Annotated in this window: 20 protein-coding genes; 6 read left to right on the top strand and 14 right to left on the bottom strand. The window is 58.2% G+C overall.

Annotated elements, in window-relative coordinates; genetic code table 11:
- The 3 genes from EYC82_RS11540 (at position 1) to EYC82_RS11530 (ending at position 2957) form a co-directional block, all read left to right on the top strand.
- Positions 1–360: a glycine zipper domain-containing protein gene (locus EYC82_RS11540; RefSeq protein ID WP_279249683.1), complete on the top strand. Its 360-nt coding sequence runs from the start codon at positions 1–3 to the stop codon at positions 358–360.
- A 436-nt stretch (positions 361–796) separates the two neighbouring features.
- Positions 797–2071, top strand: coding sequence for a serine hydrolase domain-containing protein (locus EYC82_RS11535; RefSeq protein WP_279249682.1), 1275 nt, complete (start codon positions 797–799; stop codon positions 2069–2071).
- A 139-nt stretch (positions 2072–2210) separates the two neighbouring features.
- Positions 2211–2957: a 2OG-Fe(II) oxygenase gene (locus EYC82_RS11530; protein WP_279249681.1), complete on the top strand. Its 747-nt coding sequence runs from the start codon at positions 2211–2213 to the stop codon at positions 2955–2957.
- 45 nt (positions 2958–3002) lie between these two features.
- On the opposite strand, the gene EYC82_RS11525 is transcribed toward EYC82_RS11530, so the two are convergent.
- The 9 genes from EYC82_RS11525 to EYC82_RS11485 form a co-directional block, all read right to left on the bottom strand.
- Positions 3003–4259 (bottom strand): glycosyltransferase family 4 protein, encoded by a 1257-nt coding sequence (locus EYC82_RS11525; RefSeq protein WP_279250694.1) that lies wholly within the window; start codon positions 4257–4259, stop codon positions 3003–3005.
- Positions 4260–4468: 209 nt separating this feature from the next.
- Positions 4469–5401 (bottom strand): lysophospholipid acyltransferase family protein, encoded by a 933-nt coding sequence (locus EYC82_RS11520; RefSeq protein WP_279249680.1) that lies wholly within the window; start codon positions 5399–5401, stop codon positions 4469–4471.
- Positions 5402–5411: 10 nt separating this feature from the next.
- Positions 5412–6023, bottom strand: a complete 612-nt coding sequence (locus EYC82_RS11515; protein ID WP_279249679.1) for a sterol desaturase family protein — start codon at positions 6021–6023, stop codon at positions 5412–5414.
- Positions 6013–6993, bottom strand: a complete 981-nt coding sequence (locus EYC82_RS11510) for a lysophospholipid acyltransferase family protein (protein WP_279249678.1) — start codon at positions 6991–6993, stop codon at positions 6013–6015. The genes EYC82_RS11515 and EYC82_RS11510 overlap by 11 nt, the downstream gene beginning before the upstream one ends.
- A gap of 69 nt (positions 6994–7062) precedes the next feature.
- Positions 7063–7986, bottom strand: coding sequence for an NAD-dependent epimerase/dehydratase family protein (locus EYC82_RS11505; protein WP_279250693.1), 924 nt, complete (start codon positions 7984–7986; stop codon positions 7063–7065).
- 17 nt (positions 7987–8003) lie between these two features.
- Positions 8004–9782 (bottom strand): fatty acyl-AMP ligase, encoded by a 1779-nt coding sequence (locus EYC82_RS11500; protein ID WP_279249677.1) that lies wholly within the window; start codon positions 9780–9782, stop codon positions 8004–8006.
- Between the two features lie 452 nt (positions 9783–10234).
- Positions 10235–12211, bottom strand: a complete 1977-nt coding sequence (asnB, locus tag EYC82_RS11495) for an asparagine synthase (glutamine-hydrolyzing) (RefSeq protein WP_279249676.1) — start codon at positions 12209–12211, stop codon at positions 10235–10237.
- Positions 12212–12221: 10 nt separating this feature from the next.
- Positions 12222–13481: a glycosyltransferase gene (locus tag EYC82_RS11490; protein WP_279249675.1), complete on the bottom strand. Its 1260-nt coding sequence runs from the start codon at positions 13479–13481 to the stop codon at positions 12222–12224.
- Complete coding sequence (locus EYC82_RS11485) at positions 13478–14674, bottom strand: O-antigen ligase family protein (RefSeq protein ID WP_279249674.1); 1197 nt, start codon at positions 14672–14674, stop codon at positions 13478–13480. Before EYC82_RS11485 ends, EYC82_RS11490 begins: the two co-directional genes overlap by 4 nt.
- A gap of 84 nt (positions 14675–14758) precedes the next feature.
- On the opposite strand from EYC82_RS11485, the gene EYC82_RS11480 reads away from it, so the two are divergent.
- Positions 14759–16018, top strand: a complete 1260-nt coding sequence (locus tag EYC82_RS11480) for a hypothetical protein (RefSeq protein ID WP_279249673.1) — start codon at positions 14759–14761, stop codon at positions 16016–16018.
- A gap of 2 nt (positions 16019–16020) precedes the next feature.
- Positions 16021–16839, top strand: a complete 819-nt coding sequence (locus tag EYC82_RS11475; protein WP_279249672.1) for a nucleotidyltransferase family protein — start codon at positions 16021–16023, stop codon at positions 16837–16839.
- 6 nt (positions 16840–16845) lie between these two features.
- Here EYC82_RS11475 and EYC82_RS11470 read toward each other — a convergent pair whose 3' ends face one another.
- The 4 genes from EYC82_RS11470 to EYC82_RS11455 all read right to left on the bottom strand — a co-directional run bounded on the left by EYC82_RS11470 (position 16846) and on the right by EYC82_RS11455 (position 20668).
- Entirely contained in the window at positions 16846–17778 is a 933-nt protein-coding gene (locus tag EYC82_RS11470) for a metallophosphoesterase family protein (protein ID WP_279249671.1), read from the bottom strand.
- Positions 17779–17936: 158 nt separating this feature from the next.
- Positions 17937–19187, bottom strand: coding sequence for a UDP-N-acetylglucosamine 1-carboxyvinyltransferase (gene murA / locus EYC82_RS11465; RefSeq protein WP_279249670.1), 1251 nt, complete (start codon positions 19185–19187; stop codon positions 17937–17939).
- A complete protein-coding gene (gene spt / locus EYC82_RS11460; protein WP_279249669.1) occupies positions 19187–20389 on the bottom strand; it encodes a serine palmitoyltransferase in 1203 nt (400 codons plus the stop codon). Before spt ends, murA begins: the two co-directional genes overlap by 1 nt.
- 36 nt (positions 20390–20425) lie before the next feature.
- Positions 20426–20668, bottom strand: a complete 243-nt coding sequence (locus EYC82_RS11455; protein ID WP_279249668.1) for an acyl carrier protein — start codon at positions 20666–20668, stop codon at positions 20426–20428.
- A 76-nt stretch (positions 20669–20744) separates the two neighbouring features.
- Between EYC82_RS11455 and EYC82_RS11450 the strand changes: the two genes are divergently transcribed.
- Complete coding sequence (locus tag EYC82_RS11450; protein ID WP_279249667.1) at positions 20745–21791, top strand: mitochondrial fission ELM1 family protein; 1047 nt, start codon at positions 20745–20747, stop codon at positions 21789–21791.
- On the opposite strand, the gene EYC82_RS11445 is transcribed toward EYC82_RS11450, so the two are convergent.
- Positions 21774–23516 carry an ABC transporter ATP-binding protein gene (locus tag EYC82_RS11445; protein WP_279249666.1) on the bottom strand — a complete coding sequence of 581 codons (1743 nt, stop codon included), beginning with the start codon at positions 23514–23516 and terminating at the stop codon, positions 21774–21776. The two genes, EYC82_RS11450 and EYC82_RS11445, sit on opposite strands and share 18 nt — an antisense overlap.
- Positions 23517–23527: the final 11 nt, after the last annotated feature.

The raw sequence follows: 23527 nt of genomic DNA, 5'->3' as shown, positions 1-23527 counted from the left end.
ATGAAAACTTCAGGCAGTGTTATTGCGATAATGTGTCTACTGTCGGCCTGCACGACGACGGACGAAATTATTATTGACCAGAAAGGCGTAAATATGAATGCCTATAATCAGGATCTGGCTGAATGCCGGACCTATGCCAGTGAAGTGAAGACGAATGAAAAGACGGCCAAGGGTGCTGGATCAGGCGCGGTGGTGGGCGGCCTTATCGGAGCGATTACCGGTGGCGTTGAGGGGGCTGCTCGGGGCGCCGGTGTTGGCGCGGTCGGTGGCGGTGCGCGGGGCGCGAGCGAGGGTGAGCGCAGCGAGGTAGAGGTCGTCAAGCGATGCCTGGGCGGTCGCGGCTACCGGGTTCTCAACTAGCGTCAAGTGTTTGTCATTGCGTCCCAGCAGAGTATCGAAGGCTTTTTACTTTTTGGCGTATTTTTTGCGCCCTCGTTTCGGGCCAGTCCCGCCAAAGCCTCTCCGGTGTCTACCGAGCACTACGATTTAGGGCCTTCCGCTGTTTTTCTTTAGTCGTTCGTCCACTGAACAAGGGGAAACATTTGACCCGGCCACGCAGGGTGTCGTCATGCAGACGAGCGCGATCTTGTTTTTAAGCAGTAATCATCGGTCTGTGCATAGCGGTTTCCGTCTTTTGGCGACTTGAGCCGGGCGGCTTGAATCCGTTCTGGCGGCTGTCCTGACCAGCCATGCTCGTGGTAAATCAGGGATGTTTTCCACTCGTTTAACTGTGTTATGTTCTGTAGTGAGCAATGCAGTTACATTGCAACTTAGACACAATCCGCTTGGGGGCACTATGCTGTTGGGTTTGAAAAAGAAGCAGGCACTCAACCTTGATGGAATGGTACATCCGGATTTCGTCTCCGTCGGGGAAACCCTGCGCCATATGCTGCAGAACTATTCCGGCGGCGCAGCGGTCTGTGTGTATCATAGAGGCGAGCCCGTGGTGGATTTATGGGGTGGCTATCGGGATGACGAGGACACCTTGTGGACTCGCGATACGATGGCCCCCAGTTTCTCCACCACAAAGGGTGTAGCCGCCACGCTGCTGCATATTTTTGCCGACCGGGGCTTGATTGATTATGACGAGCGAGTAGCCACCTACTGGCCAGAGTTCGGCCAGGCGGGTAAATCCCGTATTACTGTTCGGCAGGTTTTGTCCCACCAGTCAGGCCTTTATCACATCCGCCAGATGATCGATCACGTGGACCGGATGCTCGACTGGAAGTATATGATCGGCGCCATTGAGGCGACCAAGCCCGCACATCCCCCGGGCAAACGCACGGGCTATCACGGTCTGACGTTCGGCTTTTTAGTGGGTGAGATAATTCAGCGGGTAACCGGTAAGAAATTTTCTACACTGGTACAGCAGGAGATTGCCCGGCCCCTGAAGCTGGATGGCCTTTATATTGGCACCCCACAGCGTGAGCTGCCGCGTGCAGCGCAACTCATGTTCCCCGATGTTACCCGACGACTGGCGCAAACGTCGCTGGGCGACAAGCTGGAAAAAGGCGCGTCGGGCCTCAGTAAGGCGCTGGGATATATTGGACTGGACTCGGATCTCTCCAGTATTTTTGACGCGCTGGCACCGCGGGGTGTGAGTGATTTTGATTTCGGTTCACCGGAATCGCTGCGTGCGGCGATTCCCGCGGCGAACGGCCTTTTCACTGCGCGCTCCCTCGCAAAAATGTATGCGACGCTGGCCAATGGCGGCGAGTTCGAAGGTGTGCGCCTGCTGTCTGCAGGCGCGCTTGAGCAAGCCACGACACTGCAGCGCCCCACGGGCCGCTTGTCTGTCATACCCTTCGATATGCGCTGGAGACTCGGATACCACGGAGTGGCAACCACCCGGGGTTTTCCGCAGCAGGCCTTCGGGCACTTCGGCTTCGGCGGCTCGGGTGCCTGGGCAGATCCGGAGCGAGACTTGTCCGTGGCCCTCATCGTCAATAGCGGACTGGGCTCCCCCTTCGGAGATTTGCGCACTGCGCGCATCAGCGGGGCTGCCTTGTCTTGCGCTAATGCTCGCAGCCGGACGGCGGGCTTGTTGAAAGGGTCGCTGGCCCTCGCCTGACGCCCCGCCGCCTGGTGGGTGCGAACCGGTTTGGCCTCAAGCCCCTGATTAAAGCGACCTGGAAAGCCCGCGTGACTGTCACCTTGCCCCCCGCCGACGTATACTGCGCACCACAGTAATGTCAGTAATGTGAACATCCATGTCCTACCTTAATGCCGATGTGCTGGATGCGATTGATACAGCCCAGTTCCGGGCGCAGGAACCCTATCCCTGGATCAATCCCCAGGCCTTCATCCGTCCGGAACGATTCGACGACTTGCTGCACAATATGCCCAATACGACTCAGTTCCGTGGCTTCTTTGGTAAGCAGCGCAAGCATGGGCAGGGCAGTCATGACCGCTACGTGCTCGACTACGAAAGGGGTATGGAGATCGCGCCCCAGTGGCGAGATTTTATCGAGGAGCTCTGCGACGATACATACCGCTCGTTGGTCTGCCGCCTGTTAAAGGTAAAGGAAGTGCGTTTCCGCTTTCACTGGCACTTCACCCCCGACGGGGGAGAGGTAACCCCCCACTGCGATTCTAAAGGCAAGATCGGCTCCCAGATTTTCTACCTGAACACCGAGCGAGACTGGCATTGGGATTGGGGTGGTGAGACTGTCATTCTGGATGACGGGGGCCGCATCAGCCCGGATAACGCGCCGGGCTTTGAGGATTTTGATGCGGCTTATCCAGCGCAGACCCGCGAGAACCGCAGCTTGATTTTTGGACGGCGCGGCAACTCCTGGCACGGCGTGCGCCGCATTAACTGTCCGGAAAATCACTTCCGCAAAGTTTTCATTGTGGTGTTCGAGGAACACCGTCCTGTGCACCGGGCGAAGAAACGAATCAAGCGACTGCTGACCGGCGCGCCGCTTGTGACGGAGAAAGAACGTTTGATGTACTGATTCGGTCGAATGCGCGCCTGCTGGTGTCCCGCAACGGGAATCTCCTCAACGCCTCTTTCGTTGGCTGGCGCTAGATCTTTGCGCGGCTAACTCATCGTACAGCGCCGCGTAGCGGTCGAGGGTATTTTCCTGGTCCACCTGTTCGATCGCATAGCGAAGGCCATTCTCTGCCAGTGATTGACCGCGCGATGCGTCCTGCAGGATTTCCGTTAACGCGGCAGCAATGGCTTCCTCTTCCCTGTCGACTAGTCGGTAGTGCTCTTCAGGGCGTCCAATCCCTTCGGATAGCCCGAGAAACGGTGTTACCAGGCAGGGTAGGCCCGTCGCCATGCCTTCGAGTACGGAGTTTGGCGTGCCCTCCCGTCCGGAGGCGAGGATTAATAGATCTGCCGCGCGCAGATAGTTGTCTACGTCATCGACGATGCCTGTAAAGTGCACCTGTTCTGGCGCTCCAGAAGTGGCGATCAGGCGGTCAATTTGCTGACCGAATTCCTTTAGCTTGGGGTCGTGTGTATCCGAGCGGGGTCCGACGAAGAGCAGGTCGGTATTGGGCAGTTGCGGCAGGATACGTCGCCAGGCGGCGAGTATCTTGTCTTGCCCCTTACGTGGCATCACCGCGCCCACCGCCACGATGACCTTGTGACCTTCGCGTATCCCGAGTTTTGCGCGCAGCTCTGTCCGTGCTTCAATGTCTTGCGTGGACCGGGGCGGGTGGAATCGGCTCAAGTTAACTCCGTTGGGAATATACTCGATGCGACTGGTGACCCCTATGTCGCGTAAAAAACGCTCAATGGCTTCACTGTTGGTGACCAGTGCGTCAAAGGCGTTATAAACCTCGCGATAGCCCCTGGTTCGGAAAATACGCTTCAGTGGTTTCTGTTGCCACGTAGGAAACTGTGACACAGAGTAAAGCGAGGCGACTCCGGCGGCTTTCAATTGCTCGATCCAGGGCAGGGCCTGAGGCCTCATGTTGGTTAGCAGTTGGGCGACTACAGGGCCTTCTGTCGCGCGCTGACACACCTCGAGCAGTCCGGAGTAGTAAATGCCGGTTCGGGCGGCGTTTTTTTTATCGGGAAGGCGGATACGCTCGAGAGGCGCACCGTCCAGCAGGGTGCTTTCCACCCACTCTCCAGGCGCTGCGGTGTACCACTTGGCATTTGTGTCCGATTCGCTTCGTTCCTGTATTTGTGGGGTCCCCGTCATTATCTGCACGTCGAGATTGCGCTGCAGCAGGCCTGGAATATAGCTGCGATAACGGTTTTGCGCGCCGCCATAGGTTGGATAGAAATGGGGTGAGGTCAGCCAGAGGCGCGTTCGATTGTTGTCACTGGAGGAAATGAGTAGTGCTCCGCAGCGTCGTGGCCGTCTGGCAGGGCCGCACTGCCAACGGAAAATAGTATGTTATCCGATTGGTCCGGCAGGGAAAAGCCATTGGGTCAGGAATATAGGGAGTGTTACGATCGACGGCGGTGGCGTCGTGCCGAGCGTTACTGCGGTGCATTAGCGGGGTGCTATAGTTTGTGTGCTTTCGGCCAGCGTCGTTTCAGACAAACCCATTGCTCTGGGTATTCCCTGATCCAGGCTTCAAAATACTCGTGGACCATCGCGGTAAGCGCGACTGACTGCTCTTTCACCGGCGCATCTGGAATCGGGCTGGTCAGTGGTGTGTAGACGGTAATGCGGTATTTTGCGCCGGGGAGCCGTTCTGCTCTCGCCACTACCAGGGTGGAGTTAGTGCGCAGTGCGAGTCCGGCGGGGCTTGTGCTGGTCAGAGCGTCCCGGCCGAAAAAAGGAATCAACTTACCTGTTTCCGGTCGAGTGTCCATAGCCATGACAATGCTGCCGCCGTCTTTCAAGGTTTGGATCAACGGTCGCGGGCCCGCATCGGTGGGTATCAGGTGATCGCCGAGAGACTGGCGCAAACCCATCATCACGTCACTCATTATCGGGTTCGATTCGGGGGCGTAGATGGCGCTGATATCGATGGCAAATTCACGAGTGACCAGCGTGGCTACCTGCCAAGCGCCCACGTGGGCTGTTAGGTAAACTGTGGGCCGCTTGCTGGCCATGTGTTCTCGTGCACCCGGCTCAAACACCAGTTCGACGCGTTCATCCCGCTCCGCCCAGATCTGGTCCAGTTTGATCAATTCCGCCGCTGAGCGGCCGAGGTGATTGAAGATTTTGCGTGTGTTTTTTCGCCGCCACTCATCCGATTCAGTTGGGAAGGCAATCGCAAGGTTTTCCCTCGCCTTGTTCGCCTTGTCGGTTAGTGGGCCGATGAGCCCAAAGGTGAAGCCGGACAGGCGCAAGGCGTTCTCTACACTCAGACGACGCATCAACCAGAAAATCGCTCGGAAGGAAACGGCCTCCACTGACTTCACCATGGAGGTAAGACGCGGTGATTTGCGCGCCAGTCGTTTGGGTATGAGGTAAAATTCCGGCACCGTCGCGTACTCAGCCGCGGCTTGGATCGGTCCTGAATACCCGGTCCCACAGTGGAGAGCTTACGCCGTAGCGTCCACCCTCACCGGAATGGTGGTGTTTCAGGTGATAATGTTTGAGGAATCGCGCCACCGGATTCTTCATGGGAAAGTGATGCGTGGAATAGTGTATGTAGTCGTAAATCAGGTAGCCGATAATAAAGGTACCACAGAAAGGTTGCAGCCAGGGTTGAGGCACGACCAGACCGAACAGAAGATAGAGCAGTGCCATAATGGGAATCGCTCCCGCCGGCGGCATGACAAGACGTGATTTGTCTTTGGGGTCGTCGTGGTGGTTACCGTGAAAAAGGTAGACAAACCATTTACCGGCCTTGCCGCTGGCTTTGAAGTGAAAAACGAAACGGTGCAGCATGTATTCGCTCAGTGTCCAGGCAAGCAGTCCTGCAAGACCAACGGCCATTAATGGGACGAGCGACAGTTCATAAACATAAAACCCACGCCAGATAAGCCAGCACGCCAGTGGTGCCCAGAGCAGCAGTGGCACAATCGGATGGACATGTGACAGCCGTTCGAGCAGTTCGTTATCGAATAACCGGATCGATTGGTAGGGCTTTTCAGATTCCATAGTGTTTGCCACCGTTTTGGCCAGATTCGGCTACTATTTTACCCTTTGGCCAGATTCGTTTCGAGCAGAACCAGTCTTCGGGCACCTGACGTATCCAGGCCTCAAATTGCTGGTGCACCTGCTGAGTCATGTTGATTGCCTGCATGGTCTCATCTTCCCCAGTGTTAAGGGACTTTATGGGGGGGTGAAAAATAGCTTCGAAGTGGGCATTTTTGCGTCGTACTATCTGCACGGGCACTAAATCACAGCCAAATTTTAGTGCCAGCCGCGCCGGCAGTAAGGTAGCGCCTTTCTGGTGTCCGAAAAATTCAATGGGCGCCCCCCCCGCGTCTAGTCGCCGGTCCATTACCATAGCGACGCTTCGGCCTTTTTTGAAAGCCTGTAGCAGCTTGCGGGCGGCATGATCGCGGGGCAGAAGCTCGCTGTTAAGGGCTTGGCGCTGCTCCAGCAGCAGTCGGTCCAGTAGCGGATTGGTCGGGGGCGAGTAAAGGCTGGCATTGGGTATTTTCATGCGGGCCATGGCGGAACAGACCACCTCCCAGTTGCTCTGGTGTGCAGTCACGATAACGCAGGGTTGGCTCGGATTCTTATAGGTTTCGATGGGTTCCCGGACATCGATAGTCAGCCTGGCGTCGTCCTCCAGAATAGCCCCCAGGTGGGGGTATTCCATCAACGTCCGGCCAATACGGCCCCAGGCCTCGGGCACCAGGCGGTTGATCTCGTCGCTGCTTTTCTCGGGAAACGCCGTGTGCAGATTGGTGCGAATAATGGCTGATTTTTTACCGAGGAACGGATGCACACAGCGGCCGAGCAGATAGCCCAGGCCAGAGGCGGCGTCCGCTGGCAGTGATTTGGCGAGTGTCGTGAGCGTCCAGAAAAACACGAAATCGATACGCCACAAGGCATCTCGCAGGACACGGTGGTCGCGAGCCCATTTGCGCAGGGGACTGCCAATGATGAAATCTGCCAAGAACGAAAAACCTTTTTAGAGCGGCACTGAGTGAACAGTGTTTCATTATACTTTAAAATTGTGACCGGATTATTCCACAGGGCGCTGAATCTCAAGCCCACTCAATCCATGTCTGAGCTGGATGCTGGGTTCCCAGCCGGTTGCCTGCTTTATTCGCGTATTCTCTACAACCCAATTTTCGTGACGCAGCTCGCGCAATTTGGGGGGAGTGAGCATGGGTGCATGCCCCGTTATCTTCGCCATACGGGTGTTGATTGCGGCGACACTGTTCAGCAGTCCCTGCGGGACGCGCCATAGCCGGACCCTGCGTGACCAGAGGTCAGCGGCAATGTCGGTCATTTCACGCCAACTGTAGCCACCCGACTTGCCATCGTGCAGAGAGAGTGTCTGGCCGCGGGCTTCTTCGCTCTGCAGGCAAGCGATGATCGCGCACACCAGGTCCGTAACATGGATCAGCGAGATACGTGCGTCAGGGGACCCCGGAACCAGTGCAATGCCCCGCCGCATCAATTGGAAGATGGGCAGCATTTCCCGATCGCCGGGCCCGTAAACGGCAGGGGGGCGCAGAATCACCCAGTCAAGGGATGGGGCTCGCAGCAGGGCTTGCTCACCACCGTGCTTGCTGCGGGAATACCAGGACAGGTTGGGTTCCCGGGCAACGAGGGAAGACAGTAGCAGGAATCTTGGCGACAGCCCCGAGACACTGATGGCGGCGAGTAGATTTTCCGTGCCCTGGACGTTGACCCTGTCGAAGTCGGCCTGGGAGTTGCCGCGAACGACGCCGGCTCCGTGGATGATGGCATTACAGCCTGATATGAGAGACGCCAGCGCCTCGGGGTTGTCCAGGTCGCCCTGCACGACGCTGGCGCCCATGTTTTCCAGTTCGATTGCTCGCATCGGGCTGCGTGCCAGAATACGCACGGCAAAACCCTGTGAGAGCAATTGCTGGCACAGAGAGAGACCGATAAATCCTGTTGCGCCGGTAACGGCGATCAGATGTCCGTGGGCGATCAGGCTGAGGCCACCCTCAAGCGAACTTCCTCAGCAGCCGCATCGAGCTTATCCAAGTCGTTGCTGTTGATGAAGTCGAGGCGTGCTTTGGCGCGCGAAAGCTTGCCCGAAGACGTTCGGGGCAAGGAATGAATGGGGACCAGTTCCACATAACAGTCGAGGCTCATTTCCATGCGAACCAGTGCAGTGAGTCGGCGTATGAGGTTGTTGCGCTTCACCGGGTCAGACAGTCGGCACTGAACCATGAGCACACACAGCTCTTCGCTCTCGCTGTCCGGAGCGGAAAAGGCCACGGCATCACCGGCGCGAACTTCGGTCTGCGTCTCGGCGATATGTTCCAGATCCTGCGGCCAGATATTGCGGCCATGGACAATAATGAGGTCTTTCTTACGGCCTGTAATGGTCAGTACGCCGTCGACCAGATAACCGATATCACCGGTGTTCAGCCAGCCGTCTTGGCACAGAGCGTGACTGGTTTCTTCCGCAAGGTTGAAGTAGCCGGACATGACGCTGGGGCCGCGCAGGTAGATAACACCGCTCTGCCAGTCGCCCAGCACTTTATCGTCATCGCGTATCTGCACTTCGAAATTGGGTAGCGGGATACCACAGTTGACGAAGTGACGGCCGCGTCCCTGGGTATCGTTCTGATCGAGCAGTACAGCTTCGTGGTGTTCCGAGAGGTGATCTGCATCGATGTGATGAGTCGTAAAGCCGGTCCACAAAGGAGAGAAGCTGATCGCTAGCGTGCATTCGGCCATGCCGTAGCAGGCGAGGAAGGCGCGGCGATCAAAGCCGGCGGGCTCCATGATTTCGGCGAAGTGCTCGAGAGTCTGCGGGCGAATCATCTCGGCGCCGATACCCGCGACGCGCCAGTTGCTCAGATCGTAAGTGTCGACGTCCTTGGAGCGTACCCGCCGCGCGCACAGATCGTAGCCGAAAGAGGGTGCAAAGGAGATGGTCGCCCTGGTCTTTGTCATCAGGCTCAGCCATTGACGCGGGCGCATGGCGAATTCGCGCGTATCGAGATAATCGATGGAGACTTGAGCGCACAGGGGCACCAGCACAAAACCGACCAGACCCATATCGTGGTAGAAAGGCAGCCACGACATCATGCGGTCGTCGCCATTCATTTTGAGTCCGTCAGCGATGATAGCTTTGAGGTTGGCCAATGCCGTGTGGTGCTTGATGACGACGCCGCGTGGGAAGCGCGTGCTTCCGGAGGTGTACTGAATGTAGGAAATATCGTCGGGAGTGACTTCCGGCAGCGTTTGCTCGGTGTGTGGCAGGGCATGGAATGTTTCTGGCATGGCAACCATGCGCATGTCGAGGTCTTCACTGGCTTCTTGCAGGAACGGGAGGTACCCCTCAGAGGCGACACCGATAACAGCATCACTGGCCTCAAGCAATTGCTTCAGCTGGGCAACGTATGCGCAGTGAGCGCCCACTTTCACAGAGGCGGGCAGGGCTACTGGGATTAACCCCGCATACTGACTAGCATAGAAAAAGCGGATAAAATCCGGATTGGTTTCCGCTACCAGGGCGACACGGTCGCCTTTTTTCATTCCCAACCCCAGCAGCTTGTGAGCCAGCTCGATGGCTTCAAGGCGCAGTTCGCGGTAGGTCACGCTGGCATAGATGGCGCCGCGTCCGGTATAGAAGTTAGATCCGGTGTCGCCTTTAGCCGCATAATCCAGTGCTTCGGTCAGAGTGGCGAAATCAGCCGGGCGAAAGGTCAGCTCGTGTTGGGTAGGCGTGGGATTTACAGTAACCTGTGTCAAAGTAGATACCTCGTTTTCGACGGTCTATCCGCCGGCGCAAAGTTACGCAAAAAAAGCTGCTCTACATCCCAAAAAAGCACGGGATGAAGCTAAATTTAAATATGTCTACGGGCCACTTGCTTGTTCTGTGTACATGGATGTGTACATGCGGGCACCCTATGTTCAGGCCCTTCGAAAAGGGTTACCTGATGCAGATCAATCGTAGCATTTTGGTGTTTGGCACCTATAGGAAATAATACCACTGGCTAACGGGAACAATCCCGTTGCAAGCGCTAGCGGGAGTCCGTTTCAGGGGTTGGTCGGACGCGGCTTTAGTACGGCCTTTTTCTTTCCAAGACTATGTTTTTATTACATAAATGTTAATTCTCGACGAGGGGTGTCAAGCGCCAATAGCAAGCTGATCGGCAGGGGTCTTAAGCCTGCGGTGTGGGCTGCCGCCTACCCCACGCAGGTCAATTTTTGACCAGCAAATCGGGTGCGCTCGATTGTGCTTGCCACCAGGCCTGAAACATCAGCAAAGACCACAATAACTCGGAGTGATTGGCCCAGCCATGGAGGTTCTGCTGCCAGGCCTCGCGGACACGGCCGACCTCGAAGATCCCCTGTTCCCTGAGTCTCTGCTCGGAGAGCAGATCCTCTGCCCAGTCCCGCAGTGGCCCCAATAGCCACTCCTTGACGGGCACGCTGAACCCACGCTTTGGTCGGTCGATCAAATTACGGGGCACATAGCGCATCAGGAGGTCTCTGAGCACGCGCTTACCCACCTCACCATCAAACAGGTAGCCTCGCGGCAGCGACCAGACCAGTTCAAGCACGCGTTGGTCGAGCAGGGGCGCGCGTGCCTCGAGGCCCACCGCCATGCTGGCCCGGTCGACCTTCACCAGGATGTCATCGGACAAGTAGCCCGTGTAATCGTAGTGCAGCATTGCCAGCAGTGGGTCTTCGACGTCTGGCCAGTAGGCGGGGTCAGTCAGCGGCGTAAGCGGCGTCTGCGCACCGGCCACGAACTGGTCAACTGTGAGGCCGCCGTTGAATTTGTTAGCCAATATCTGCTGTACTGACGTCGCGTCCCAGTTGTCAGAGCGCTGAGCGATTTTGGCCAGCTTGCGCGTCCAGCCTGGTGCGGTCCTGCCCTGTTGGATATAGCGGTTGGCCCAGCGCAAGCTGCCCGCGCCCATGCTGCGCGTCACAGGCCGCATTGCCTCGCGTATGGGGCCCGGTATACTCTGCACACTCCGCCAGAGTTTGAGGCAATTGCGGTAGCGGCGATAGCCTGCCATCTGCTCGTCACCGCCATCACCGGTGAGTACAACTTTTAGTTGTTCCCTGGCGAGTTTGCTCACCAGGTAGGTGGGGATTTGTGAAGAGTCTGCGAAGGGCTCGTCATACATATGCGGCAGTTGTTCAACCACCCCTAACGCCTGTTGCGGGGTCACGTACATCTCGTAATGATCTGTTTTGAGGTTGTTGGCCACCGCTTTGGCGTACTCCGCTTCGTTATAGGCTTTCTCGGAAAAGCCGATGCTGAATGTTTTAACGGGTCGGTCGGACAGGCTCTGCATCAAGGCAACAATCATGGAGGAATCGATGCCGCCGGAGAGCAGGGCGCCCAGCTCCACGTCCGCCACCATGCGATCAGACACCGCCTCGCGCAGGATCTGGTCCAGGGCGTCGATGGCGTCTTTGTAACTGCCGGCGAAGGGTTGGCGCTCACCCTGCTCTGCTACTTCCGCAGCGGACCAGTATTGTTGCGGCTGTGCCTGCCAGGGTTCGCCGCTGAGTGGCACGTTGAGCAGACAGCCCGGTGGAAGTTTGCGTATTTGGCGATAGATGGAATTTGGCTGCGACACCCAGCCATACTGCAAGTACTGGCCCAGCGCGTTGCGATCCAGTTCGTCATCGAAAGCAGGGTGGCGGCGCAGGGCTTTAAGTTCAGAGCCGTAAAGGAAGCTGTTGTTGCACCAACCGTAGTAAAGGGGTTTCTTGCCGACCCGGTCCCGCGCCAGCCAGAGGCTGCACTCTTCCCTATCCCAGAGCGACACGGCGAACATACCCTCCAGCCGGCTGATTGCTTTCTCTGCGCCGAGATACTCTATTGCGGCAAGAATAACTTCCGAGTCTGAGTGGCCCCGAAACGGGTAGTCGCGGATACCGGGTTCCTCACGCAGTCGGCGGAAGTTATAGATCTCGCCGTTGAATGCCAGCACATAGCGGCCGGAAGCCGAGACCATGGGCTGCGCGCCCGCCTCGGAGAGGTCGATAATCGATAGGCGACGGTGACCGATCGCGACGGGAAAATTGGGGTCGACCCACACACCCTCGCCGTCTGGCCCCCGGTGAGTGATAGTGTCTGTCATGCGCTGGCACAGGCGAGCGAGATCATCTGCGCTTCCGCCCCGGTATTCAATAAAACCTGTTATGCCACACATAGTCCGTTCCCTACTGGTGACCCGCTGTCTCACTGGCAACCAGGTCCAGTAATGCGAGGTATTTATCCACTGCGCCCTCCACCGAAAAGTCTTCTGCCCGCGACAGCAGTTGCTCTCTCGGCGTCGGATTCTCCAGCTGTGCGAGAATACCCCGTGCCATATCCTCTGCATCGCCGACCTTAACAAGCTCCCCATATGTCCCTTGCTGCAGAATGTCGGCGGAGCCGCCGGGGCTATTGGTACTGACCAGCGGGCAACCACAGGCCATTGCCTGTATCAGGACCCCGGGCAGCCCTTCGTACAGGGAAGGCAGTACGAAGGCTGAAGCGCGGTTCATGTATTTGAAGGGGTTGTCCACAAAACCGGGGAAATCGATATCACCTTCTATACCCAGTGTGTTCGCTTGTTGATTTAGATCATCTCTCAGCCGGCCTTCCCCCAGAATCACCAGCCGAGCGGCGCGTTTCGCCCTGACCAGAGCAAACGCGGACAACAGCGTCCTGAAATCTTTTTGCTCTGTGAGGCGGCCCGCCGAGAGGATGACCGGGCTGCTGCCGTCTGCAAACCAGGCGTGGTCGAGGGGCTCCGCCGCAAGGCGACGCAGACGGTCATCCACCACTGGATTGTTAAGGGGGAGAATACGCGCATGCTGCAGGCCGATTTTGTCAGTGAGCTCGTCTGCGGCGTGTTGCGAAACGGTGACCACGGCACTGGCGCGGGGGTATATCCGACGCACCAGTTGAGGCGCATAGCGCCAGCGCCATTTACGCACATTGTTGGGTGCATGACAGGATGTCCATAGTGCGATGCGCTCACTGACAATGACCGGTGTCGCGCAACTACTGCTCCCGGCGGCCCACAGGGCGGCTAGATTGGCATACGTAAGCGCGGACAGCAGGGCGTCGGGCTTTTGCTGTTGCAGGTAGCGCCGAATGGCGGGTATACGCGACACCTCAGGAGGGTTCTTCTTGGCCAGCAGAATGGGGCGCAACATCGCCAGCGCATCCAGCGGATGGCGCAACGCAAGCAGTGCCCGGGCGGCAATTCCCGGGGTGGTATCGAGTATGACAACGGAGACGCCCTCAGGCACCTGATCCATCAGGCTGCCCTTACCCTTGCACAGTATGAGTTCAACCTGTCGACCTCTCGACACCAAACCCGCCGCGAGGTTGAGCATGGAGCGCTCTGCGCCACCGCCCTCCAGAGAGGGCAGCAGCAAGGCAATGCGATTCGCCTGTGTGATGACGGTCTGGTCTGGCCGGTTATTCATGCTGCGTTACGTCCTCGTGGCCGCCCGGGTGAGACGTTGGCAGCGTTGCCAAATGCCATCAGCATTGCCAGAGGCAACCAGAATAATATCCACTGGTCCCGGGGTCTGGCAATAAGGATGTCGACTCCGGTCATCATTGCACAGGCGGCGAATATCAGGATACACAACATGCGATAGTCTCCCTGTTGCTGACCTCTGAGCAGGGCAAACCTGAAAGCGCTGCCCAGGAGTAGCAGGAAAAGTAGCAAACCAATGATACCGCCGGTCCAAAATACCTGCAGATAGGCATTGTGGGCGACACTCATCGGCCTGTTGCGAGCACCGGTATCGATCGCCAGTTGGGAGAGCAAACCGTGGCCGAAAATCGGCCGGGCCTGGATGCCCTGCCAGACCTCCGACCAAATAATGAACCTGAAGCTCTGGCCGCGTTCAAACGCCTGTTGTACCACCTCCGGGAACGCCAGGAGCAAAGTGACTACCACGAGGGCCAACCCCGCGGGTAAGTATGATTTCCCCCGCCCGAGAGACAATCCGGACAGCACCCCGAGGGCGATCAGGATCGAGGCAAACGCGGTTCGGCTCTGACCAAACCAAGCGACACCCAGGAAGGCAACCATGGCCAGCAGAAACAGGCCTCGTGTTATCGCTTTCTGGCTGTCCGCAGCGAAGCCCAGTGCCAGCAGAGCGAACACTCCGTAAACATTGGCGTATTCGTTGATATTGGTCAGCGCGCCGGTGCCTTCCATTCGCGTCTCGGGGAAGGGGTTGCTCATGTAAAAGATGAAAATGCTGGCTATCGCGGCTGCTCCGGCAGCCAGGGTGCAGGCTCTCAGCATCAGGTCAAAATGCGCCGGGTTGCGATTCACAAGGTAGTGCGTGGTGGTGAAAAAGCTGATCAGGTACACGCATATTGCCGCCATTTGCCCCAGCCGGTAGCGGTCCAGCGGCTCGCTCCAAAGGCTGCTGAGCAGCAGGTAGGCCATGTACAGGGTGATTAGCCGGAACAGCGGATGCCCGGAAACCCGCCTGATGCTGTAGAAAAAAGCGATCAGGCTGGGGATGGCTATTACACGGGCATAAAATCGGTAAACGTCGCCGTATTCCTGCAGAAAAAAGAAACTGCAAAGAAAGACACCGTAAGCTGCAAGCAACGCGGTGGCGTAGATACTTTGTGCCTGGGCCTTAAAGGTCAAAACTGCGTTTTCACTGTGCCGCGCCGTCGGTTTTTAAGTGCCGGGTAGCCAGCGAGGGGCGCCACGGGTTGCTTCAAAGAAGGGATGAATTATACACAAGCACTGCCAAGAAACATCCACAGTCTTTTTCATGGCGCCTATTTCCCGCTATACTGCGGCTCCCTTCCCGGCATGGCCTATCGACACTTGCCAATCATGACCCATACGCAAAATAGTGGTGTGCCCCTGTCGGTAGAAGAGGTTACGACTCCCCGCGCTCTGCGACAATTCCTGAATCTGCCCCACCGTATTTATGCGGACGATCCAGCCTGGGTTGCGCCACTTCGCCTGATGAAGCGCGATCAGCTTTCCCCCAAGAATCATTTTTTCGAGCATGCACGATGGCGTGCCTGGGTCGCCTACCGTGACGATGTCCCGGTGGGGCGTATCACCGCTCAAATTGACGAGCTGCACCTGCGTGAGCACAACGATCAGGCGGGTTATTTTGGCATGCTGGAGGCGCAGCAGGACCCTGCGGTTTTTGCCGCCCTGTTCGGGGCGGTTGAATCGTGGTTGAGGGATGAGGGTATGCAGCGGGTCATCGGACCCTTCAACCTGCATGTCAATGAGGAGGTCGGCATACTCGTGGACGGCTTTTCCACGCCCCCTTTCGTCCTTATGGGGCACGGTCGCAGCTGGTATGGACCGGCGGTGGAGGCGCAGGGGTACGCGGGTGTTAAGGACTTGTTGGCTTATCATGTGCGTCCGGACTTCGAGGCACCGCGTGTCATGGAGCGCCTCGCCGCGCGGGTCTCGGAGCGGGTGACGGTGCGTCCCGCAAGACGCGACGCATTGCGCGAAGATGCGCTCGTGATGATGGATATATTCAACGATGCCTGGCAGAAAAACTGGGGTTTCGTGCCGCTGGTGGAGTCGGAGTGGGTAGAGACGGTCAGCACTTTGAGTAAATTAATGCCCGATGAATACATTCAGATTGCCGAGTACGACGGAGAACCGGTGGCCTTTATCGTGGCGCTGCCCAACCTCAACGAGGCCATTCGAGATCTAAATGGCCGCCTCCTGCCCTTTGGCTGGGCCAAGTTACTGTGGCGCATGAAGGTGCGTCACCCCACAACAGCCCGGGTTCCACTCATGGGAGTGAAGCTGGAATTCCAGCATTCGCGGTTGGGACCGACCTTCGCTTTTATGGTGATCGATGCAGTGCGCAGGGCGCTGCATGCCCGCGGTGTCAGGGACGTGGAAATGGGCTGGATACTCGAGGACAATGACGGCATGCGCAATATCATTGAAACCATAGGCGGGCAGGCGTATAAACGCTACCGCATGTATGAAAAAGAACTTTAATTATGCAGCTTGACCCGGAAACGCACCAGATGACGGCAATCGTGTTGGCAGGTGATCGCACCAAGGCGGATTCCCTGATCAACCACACTAACGCTGGCAGCAAGGCGATGATTGATCTGGACGGCATACCCATGGTGCGCCGGGTGCTCAATTCGCTGCGCAGTGCACGGGTGGTAAAAGCGATTCACATGAGCGGTCCGGAGGCCAGCGAGGTCGCTACCGATGCAGCGTTACAGGGTTGGGTAGACAAGGGGGAGATTGACTGGTGCGAACCCGGGGCCAGCCCCAGCACCAGCGCGTATGACACCATGCGCAAACTCGTCCCGGAAGAAGCAATATTGCTCACTACGGCCGATCACCCGCTGCTGACCTCGGAAATTGTGGACGCCTTTGGTCGACAGAGCCTCGCGGATGATGTGGATGTGGCCGTGGGGCTGGCGCCCTACGCATTGGTCGCCGAGGCCTATCCCGGCATCAAGAAAACCGTGTTGCATTTCAGCGATGGTGATTTTTGTGGCTGTAACCTGTTTGCGTTCATCACGCCGGAGGGGCGTCGTGCGGCGCGCTTCTGGCGCAAGATCGAGCAGCAGCGCAAGAAGCCACTGGTGGTCATTGGCCTGTTGGGCTGGTGGGCGGTGATTCGCTACCGCCTCGGCTGGTTGTCGCTGGAAGAGGCATTAGCGAAACTCAGCAAACGCCTGGGGTTGCGCATTCGCGCAGTCATTTTGCCTTATGCGAATGCAGCCATTGATGTAGATTCCATTGCCGACTTGATGTTGGTAAAGGGCGCTATGGAAAAAGCCGCTGCGGAAGACGCCTGATTGGTCTCACCCCGGCACTGCAGTTGCATTGGTGCCCCGGCGCACTTGAACCCGGCGCCGTGACCCCTCACCGTAACTGTTGCTGTCTCTGCTGTACTGGCGCACATCGATGTCGACTTGCCACCCCGCCGCATTGGGCTGTATCTCGTAGCGGTTGTACTGTGCGGTATCTGCGCCGTGCAGCCCGAGAGCTGAGGCCGAGGGCAGGGCGATAACGGGGAGGTTGCCGGCACGGGTGTCCAGTTCGCTAAAATGTGCCCGATGCCCATGGCCATGCAGGACCAGTTCTGCGCCGCAGTCTTCTAGTATGGTTTGCACCTGGCCCGCATTAGTCAGGCGTTTGCGCCACTTCTCCTGCCCGACAACGGGGCTGTGGTGCAGATACACTACCCGGAACAGCCCGCGCGCGGCGGTTTCCTTCAGCAGACCAGGCAGTCGTTCAAGCTGTTCAGCTGCCAGTGTGCCGGTGGCCATCAAGGGCGGCTTGGGACACCCGGTGGATAGGCCGATAAAGGCGATGTTGCCGCGGATACGCCGGCTGGGAAAGTGAATGCCGTTATCATGCGGTGAGTCCGAGGCCATGTAGTCGCGCCACAGGGCGTAGGTCTGTGCCTCCGGTGCCGCAACGCAGCTATCGTGGTTGCCGGGCACCAGTGCCACCTTCGAGGGGTCCCCCAGCTGCCGCAGCCAGTCGCGTGCTTGCTCGAACTCCGAGGGTAGGCCGATATGTGTCAGGTCCCCGGTGACCAGCAGCTGGTCCACCTGCTCCAGGTTCAAGTCTCGCTGCAGCGCGTCCAGCACTTCCCGTCGATGCTCGAAACGGCGTTTGCGTCGCCAGGACAGGTAGCCCAGTGCCCGTTTATTCAGCAGTTCGCGCAGGCGCACCCCGTCCAGTGAGCTCAGGTGCGGATCGGATAATTGTGCGAAGTGCTGCGGCATAGCGGGCGGGGTCCTCCTCTGTTATCCAGTGTACCACCGGAGTGACTGTTGACACCTGAATAGCCTTACTAAGTGCCGTGGCCGACACATAGCGGCGGTTCTTGTCAGCACTGCGCAGAGCTGACCACCGGTGGCCAAACAGCGTGTCAAAAAGACCGTTAAACGCGTCGGATATGTGCGCCAAGTTCCTGCAGTTTGGTATCGATGTTGGCGTAGCCGCGGTCCAGGTGATACACCCTGTCGATGGTCGTTTCGCCGTCGGCAGCTAATCCCGCGATGATGAGCGAGGCAGAGGCGCGAAGGTCCGTGGCCATGACAGGGGCGCCCTGTAGACGCTCTTTGCCGCGCACGATCGCGGTGTGACCCTGTAGCTCGATGTCTGCTCCCATGCGTTGCAATTCTGCAACGTGCATGAAACGGTTCTCGAAGATGTTCTCCACGACCGTGGCGGAACCCTCCGCCAGAGTATTCAGCGCCATGAACTGGGCTTGCATGTCGGTCGGGAAGGCGGGGTAAGGGGCCGTGGTGATGTTGGTGGCCTTGCAGCGCTTACCGTCGGTACGCAGTCGGATCCAGTCCTTGCCTAGCTCCATCTTGCAACCGGCCTGCTCCAGCTTGCCCAGCACGTGATGCAGGAAATCGGGTGCTGTATCGAGCACGGTGATGTCGCCGCGGGTAGCGGCAGCGGCGGTCAGGAATGTCCCGGTCTCAATGCGGTCGGGGGGTACTCGATGGCTCGTACCGTGCAGGGTGGAGACGCCCTCTATAGAGATTGTGCTGGTCCCGGCTCCTTCTATTTTTGCACCCATTGCACAAAGAAGTTGTGCGAGATCGGGAATCTCTGGTTCCAGTGCGCAGTTGTCTAATGTTGTAACGCCTTCGGCAAGTGCTGCTGCCATCAGGAGATTTTCCGTAGCGGTTACGGAGGGGGCGTCGAAGGTATATTGCGCGCCCTTTAAACGCGTCGCTCTCGCCTTGATGTAGCCGGCTTCGATGCGAATATCTGCACCCAGTGCCTGTAGACCCATGATGTGCTCGTTGACGGGTCTTGTACCGATTGCACAACCCCCCGGAAGCGACACATCGGCCTCGCCGAAGCGCGCCAGAAGGGGGCCAAGCAGCAGAATGGAAGCGCGTATGGTCTTTACCATTTCATAGGGGGCATGCACTGAGTGCACGGTGCTGCAATCGAGGCTTAGATCGGTATCTTCGCGCTCTACCTTGGCGCCGAGCAGTTCGATCAGCTGCAGTACGGTAGCGATGTCCCGCACACCCGGCACGTTGCTGATATGCATTGGTTCGGCGCTCAGCAGGGTGGCGGCGATAATCGGCAGTGCCGCGTTCTTGGCGCCGGCTACCCGAACTTCGCCGCACAGCGGGCCATTGCCGGTAATGATGATTTTGTCCATTACGCGGTCTTGTCGGAGGTAATTACGCCGTTCTCGATGAGTCCGGCGTAGGCGGCAATGATGGTGTCGATCTGTGCGCTGGAGTGAGCGGCACTGACGCTGTTGCGGAGTAAAAAATTCGTCGAGGGTGAAGCCGGCGGGACTACGAGGTTGACGTAAACGCCCGCATCCAGCAGTGCCTGCCAGCCTTGAATAGTGGCGGGTCGATCCTCCATTTCCACGGCGACAACCGGACTGGCTGAGGGACCCACGCCCAGGCCAAGCGCCTTTAATCCTGCATACAGATGACGAGCGTTGTCCCACAGCTTTTCACGCAGTTCGGGCTGTGCCGTAATGATACGCAGGGCCTCGCGGGTAGAGGCGACGACCGAGGGCGATGAAGAGGCCGTGAAAATATAGGCGCTGATACAGTAGCGTATGGCTTCCAGCTCCGGATGACGGCTGACACAAAAACCCCCGATGGAGCCCAGGCTTTTGCTGAAGGTGCCCACAGAGAAGTCGACATCGTCCTCGACGCCTGCTGCCTGCGCTGCTCCGCGGCCGGTCTGACCGAGCACGCCCATAGAGTGCGCCTCATCGACTAGCAGGTAGCCGCCGTACTCGCGTTTGACCGCGGCGATTTCCTTGAGCGGCGCTACGTCACCCAGCATCGAGTAAATGCCTTCCGCGATGATCAGTGCGTTTCCGGCGCGATCTCCCAGTCGGCGCATGCGCTTGGCGAGGTCCTCCGGGTTATTATGCTTGAAGCGGATAATCTCCGCGCCACTTTGCTTGACACCGGAATAGATGCTGGCATGACTGTCGCCGTCCAGCAGGATGGTCTCCCCGGGGCCTGCGAGCGTGGCGCACATGCCCATGGTCGCGGAGTAGCCAGTAGAAAAAACGATGGCGTGGTCTACACCGTAGAAATCGGCGATCTCCGTTTCGAGCGCCTGATGCTCGGTGAACGAACCATTGGCAAGGCGCGAGCCGGTGGTGCCTGTGCCCCACTGCTCGGCGGCCTGTTGAGCGGCCCTGATGCAACGCGGGTCGCATGACATACCCAGGTAGTTGTTGGTACCTGCCAGAATGACCTTCTTGCCCTGCACAGTGCCCTCGGTAGCGGAGAGAATCTGCTCTGTCACGGCGCCAAAGGGCGCGATGTCGCGCTCAGCCAGATCTGCTTGAAAACTTGCCATGGACTGGAATTTGTCGAAGAGCATGTGCTTTGCTACCCCTTGCGCGCGGCAAAATGGCCGTTAGAGGTTGAGCTCCCTGACTTTCTTTGCCAGGTCGCCAATAGTATTTACGTCGGGCAGGATATTGAGCGGGATGGAAATATCGAAATGGTCCTCGATTTTCTCGATGAACTCCATTACTTCCAGTGAACTGAGGCCGATGTCCGCTACCAGGGAGATCTCCTCGGTCAGTACCAGGCTCTTCTTGTTGTGCGCTGCGAGTGCACTGTAGAGAAAGTCGAGGTATTCCTGATATTCGGCCATAACTTATCGCCCTTGCGTCTGGCAGGGTAAATCGCTAGATTTCAAAGGCTTGAACTATACCCACGGAAGAATGGTAATGCCAGTCATTTGGTTGATCGACGCCTACCGCGCAGGTGAGCGGGGGCAGGTGCGCGCTCTGGCGGATGCCCTGGGCTGGCCTTGCGAAACGAAGACTTTGCGTTACCGCAAACACGTGGTTTTGCCGCACGTGTTGGGCAGGACAACATTGCGTGGGATTGATGCCGGGTCTGCTGCATCGTTGCAGGCGCCCTGGCCGGATCTGGTCATTTCCAGCGGGGTGCGCAATGAGCCTGTGTGTCGTTGGATTCGCGAGCAGTCTGGTGGCCGTGCGCGTTATGTACACGTGGGTCGGCCGTGGGCGTCGTTGGAGTCTTTCGATCTGGTCATTACCACGCCCCAATACCGCGTCCCCGAGGAGTCCAACGTGGTAAATAATACACTGACTCTGCACAGTGTTACGCCTGAGCGTCTGGCGCAGGCTCGGCGCGAATGGGCGCCGATATTTGAAGCGCTGCCGCGACCGCGCATTGCTGTCATCGCGGGCGGGGACAGTGGCCCCTTTACCTTCGGTGCTGGCGCGGCAGCTCGTCTTGGGCGGGAGGCCTCGCAGTTGGCGATGGTGCAGGAGGGCTCCCTGATGGTGAGCACCAGCTCCCGCACGCGGCCCGCCGCAGTAGCGGCGCTAAAAGACCATATTCGTGGCCCACACTATTTCTATCCCTGGACAAGCGGCGACCTCGCGAATCCGTATATGGGTATCCTCGGCTGGGCGGATCGGCTTATCGTCACAGCAGACAGCATTGCCATGCTGTCCGAAGCCTGCGCCACAGGCAAGCCGGTGCGCATGTTCGACTTGGGCGGTATGCGCGCAGAGCCTGACGGAAATCGTCGGGACTTTCGGCTGGGGGGGGTGCTTTACGGTTTTATGATGCGCTGGTTATGGAAACCCCTGAGTCGCGACATTACGCGGGTGCATGCGAGGCTGCGCGGGTCCGGGGGCGCAACCTGGTCTGACGAGTTACTGGGTACCGCGCGCCGGCCTGCACAAACGGATATGCAGCACGCGGTAGACGCCGTGCGACACTTACTTGATCAGGTCTGAAAGTGCCTCAGTAGCCTGTAATCGCGCTCCTCCGTCCTGCATCTTATAGACGCGGTCCGCGGCCTGAACGAGTGCGCGATTGTGGGAAATCGCAAGAATAGTGAGCTGCCCCTTGAGAGCTTCCATAGTCTGGCAAACCGCTTCCTCACTTTCCCGGTCCAGCGCACTGGTCGCCTCGTCCAGCACCAGCAGGCGGGGCCGGTTCACCAGCGCGCGGGCGATGGCAATACGCTGGCGTTGACCGCCGGACAGTTTGCCACCCCGTTCGCCGACGACGGTGTTAATGCCATCGGGCATGGCACTGATAAAGCCCCAGGCGTTCGCCGCCTGCAGGGCTCTCTCGGCGTCCTCCACTCGAAGCGCCGGGTCACCAAGGGTGACATTGTGCAGCACACTGTCGTGCAGCAGAAGGGTGTCTTGGGGAACGTACCCAATGAGATTGCGCCACTGCTTCAGGTCGACTTCCTGTAATGGCCGTCCGTCGAGCAGGATACGGCCGGAGGTGGGGGACAATAGACCGATGGTGAGATCCACGATGGTGGTCTTGCCGGTGCCCGAGGGGCCTACCAGCGTGGTAAGGGAGCCCGCATCGATATCCATCGAGAGCTCCTCGAATACGGCGTGACTGTCGTAGCTGAAGCCAACATTTTCGAACTGGATGCTGTGTTCCAGCTTTGCCTCTGCGCTGCCTCCCACATGCTCCTCTGCACTGTTGGCGGCATTGATCGAATCGAGCAGAGCCCAATAGGCGCTCTCACCCTGAGCTAACTTCTGGTATTGCTTCTGAACCTTACCGAAAAAGTTGAAAGCCCGCCCCAGGCCGACCACCAGCACCATGACTACGGGCAAGCCGATGGCAAACGTGTCGATGGCCAGAAACACGCCCAGACAAATGAAACCGGTAAACATCAGTTCCTGGCCGGAGCTAAGCAATGCACTGCTGATTACCTGCTTGCGCAGTGCCTTGTTGAGTCGGTTGGTATCATTTGCCAGCACCTGGTCGGCCAGGTGTTCCCGCGCCATGGCTTTTAGCGGTTTTACCGATTGCAACGTGTCGGTGAGATTGGACATGAGAGAGGTCATCAATCGCGTTTGCTTCAAGCCCGCCTTGCGGGAAATCTGCACCAGGAAGTGCGACAGCCCAATCACAATGGCGCCGGCGGCGATGCCCACCAAGGATGCCTGCCAGGACAGCGCGAATGCCACAGAGGCATAGACGATGGCTTGAATTAAGTAGGTAATGGCAGTCGCGCCATTAACAAAAGCGGTAGACGCCCGCTGCGCTTCGGAGGCGAGGGCGTTGGTCAATTTACCAACGGGCTGGTGTAAAAAATACTCCCACTTGCTGCGCAGTATTACGCGCAGCAGTTGCAGGCGCAGGTCTGTGCTGACCTGTGCCGCCGTATAGCCGACCTGTCGCTGGCCGATCAAGAGAAAGATAGACTTGAACGCGACGCCACCCAGGATAATCAGCAGCATATTGCCCAGCGTAGGCGCGATGCCAATGCCAGCCAGTGTATCCAGCACTATGCGCTCAAAGTCGCTCTGCGAGGCAGCTTCCGCCCCCGGCAGCATGCCGGTTGCTTCTGGCCCCAGCGCGATATTCAGCAGTGGCAGCAGGGCGGATAAGCCGATGCCTTCCGCGGCACCGGACAGCAGTAGCGCGACAATCATAAGGGTTGATTGCCACGGATAGCCCCGGAAGAATCCCAGCATCAGCTTCATGGGGTGACTCC

The sequence above is a fragment of the Candidatus Marimicrobium litorale genome, assembly GCF_026262645.1.
Lineage (GTDB): Bacteria > Pseudomonadota > Gammaproteobacteria > Pseudomonadales > Halieaceae > Marimicrobium > Marimicrobium litorale.
Note: the sequence above shows the minus strand (reverse complement) of the source record. Positions and strands in the feature narration are given on the sequence as shown.

Excerpts from the sequence above, each read along its gene's own strand:
- EYC82_RS11515 (WP_279249679.1), bottom strand. The coding sequence starts at position 6,023 with ATGGAATCTGAAAAGCCCTACCAATCGATCCGGTTATTCGATAACGAA.
- spt (WP_279249669.1), bottom strand. The coding sequence starts at position 20,389 with ATGCTCTTCGACAAATTCCAGTCCATGGCAAGTTTTCAAGCAGATCTG.
- EYC82_RS11480 (WP_279249673.1), top strand. The coding sequence starts at position 14,759 with ATGAATTATACACAAGCACTGCCAAGAAACATCCACAGTCTTTTTCAT.
- EYC82_RS11530 (WP_279249681.1), top strand. The coding sequence starts at position 2,211 with ATGTCCTACCTTAATGCCGATGTGCTGGATGCGATTGATACAGCCCAG.
- EYC82_RS11470 (WP_279249671.1), bottom strand. The coding sequence starts at position 17,778 with ATGCCGCAGCACTTCGCACAATTATCCGATCCGCACCTGAGCTCACTG.
- EYC82_RS11455 (WP_279249668.1), bottom strand. The coding sequence starts at position 20,668 with ATGGCCGAATATCAGGAATACCTCGACTTTCTCTACAGTGCACTCGCA.
- EYC82_RS11475 (WP_279249672.1), top strand. The coding sequence starts at position 16,021 with ATGCAGCTTGACCCGGAAACGCACCAGATGACGGCAATCGTGTTGGCA.
- EYC82_RS11535 (WP_279249682.1), top strand. The coding sequence starts at position 797 with ATGCTGTTGGGTTTGAAAAAGAAGCAGGCACTCAACCTTGATGGAATG.
- EYC82_RS11540 (WP_279249683.1), top strand. The coding sequence starts at position 1 with ATGAAAACTTCAGGCAGTGTTATTGCGATAATGTGTCTACTGTCGGCC.
- EYC82_RS11445 (WP_279249666.1), bottom strand. The coding sequence starts at position 23,516 with ATGAAGCTGATGCTGGGATTCTTCCGGGGCTATCCGTGGCAATCAACC.
- murA (WP_279249670.1), bottom strand. The coding sequence starts at position 19,187 with ATGGACAAAATCATCATTACCGGCAATGGCCCGCTGTGCGGCGAAGTT.
- EYC82_RS11450 (WP_279249667.1), top strand. The coding sequence starts at position 20,745 with ATGCCAGTCATTTGGTTGATCGACGCCTACCGCGCAGGTGAGCGGGGG.
- EYC82_RS11490 (WP_279249675.1), bottom strand. The coding sequence starts at position 13,481 with ATGAATAACCGGCCAGACCAGACCGTCATCACACAGGCGAATCGCATT.
- asnB (WP_279249676.1), bottom strand. The coding sequence starts at position 12,211 with ATGTGTGGCATAACAGGTTTTATTGAATACCGGGGCGGAAGCGCAGAT.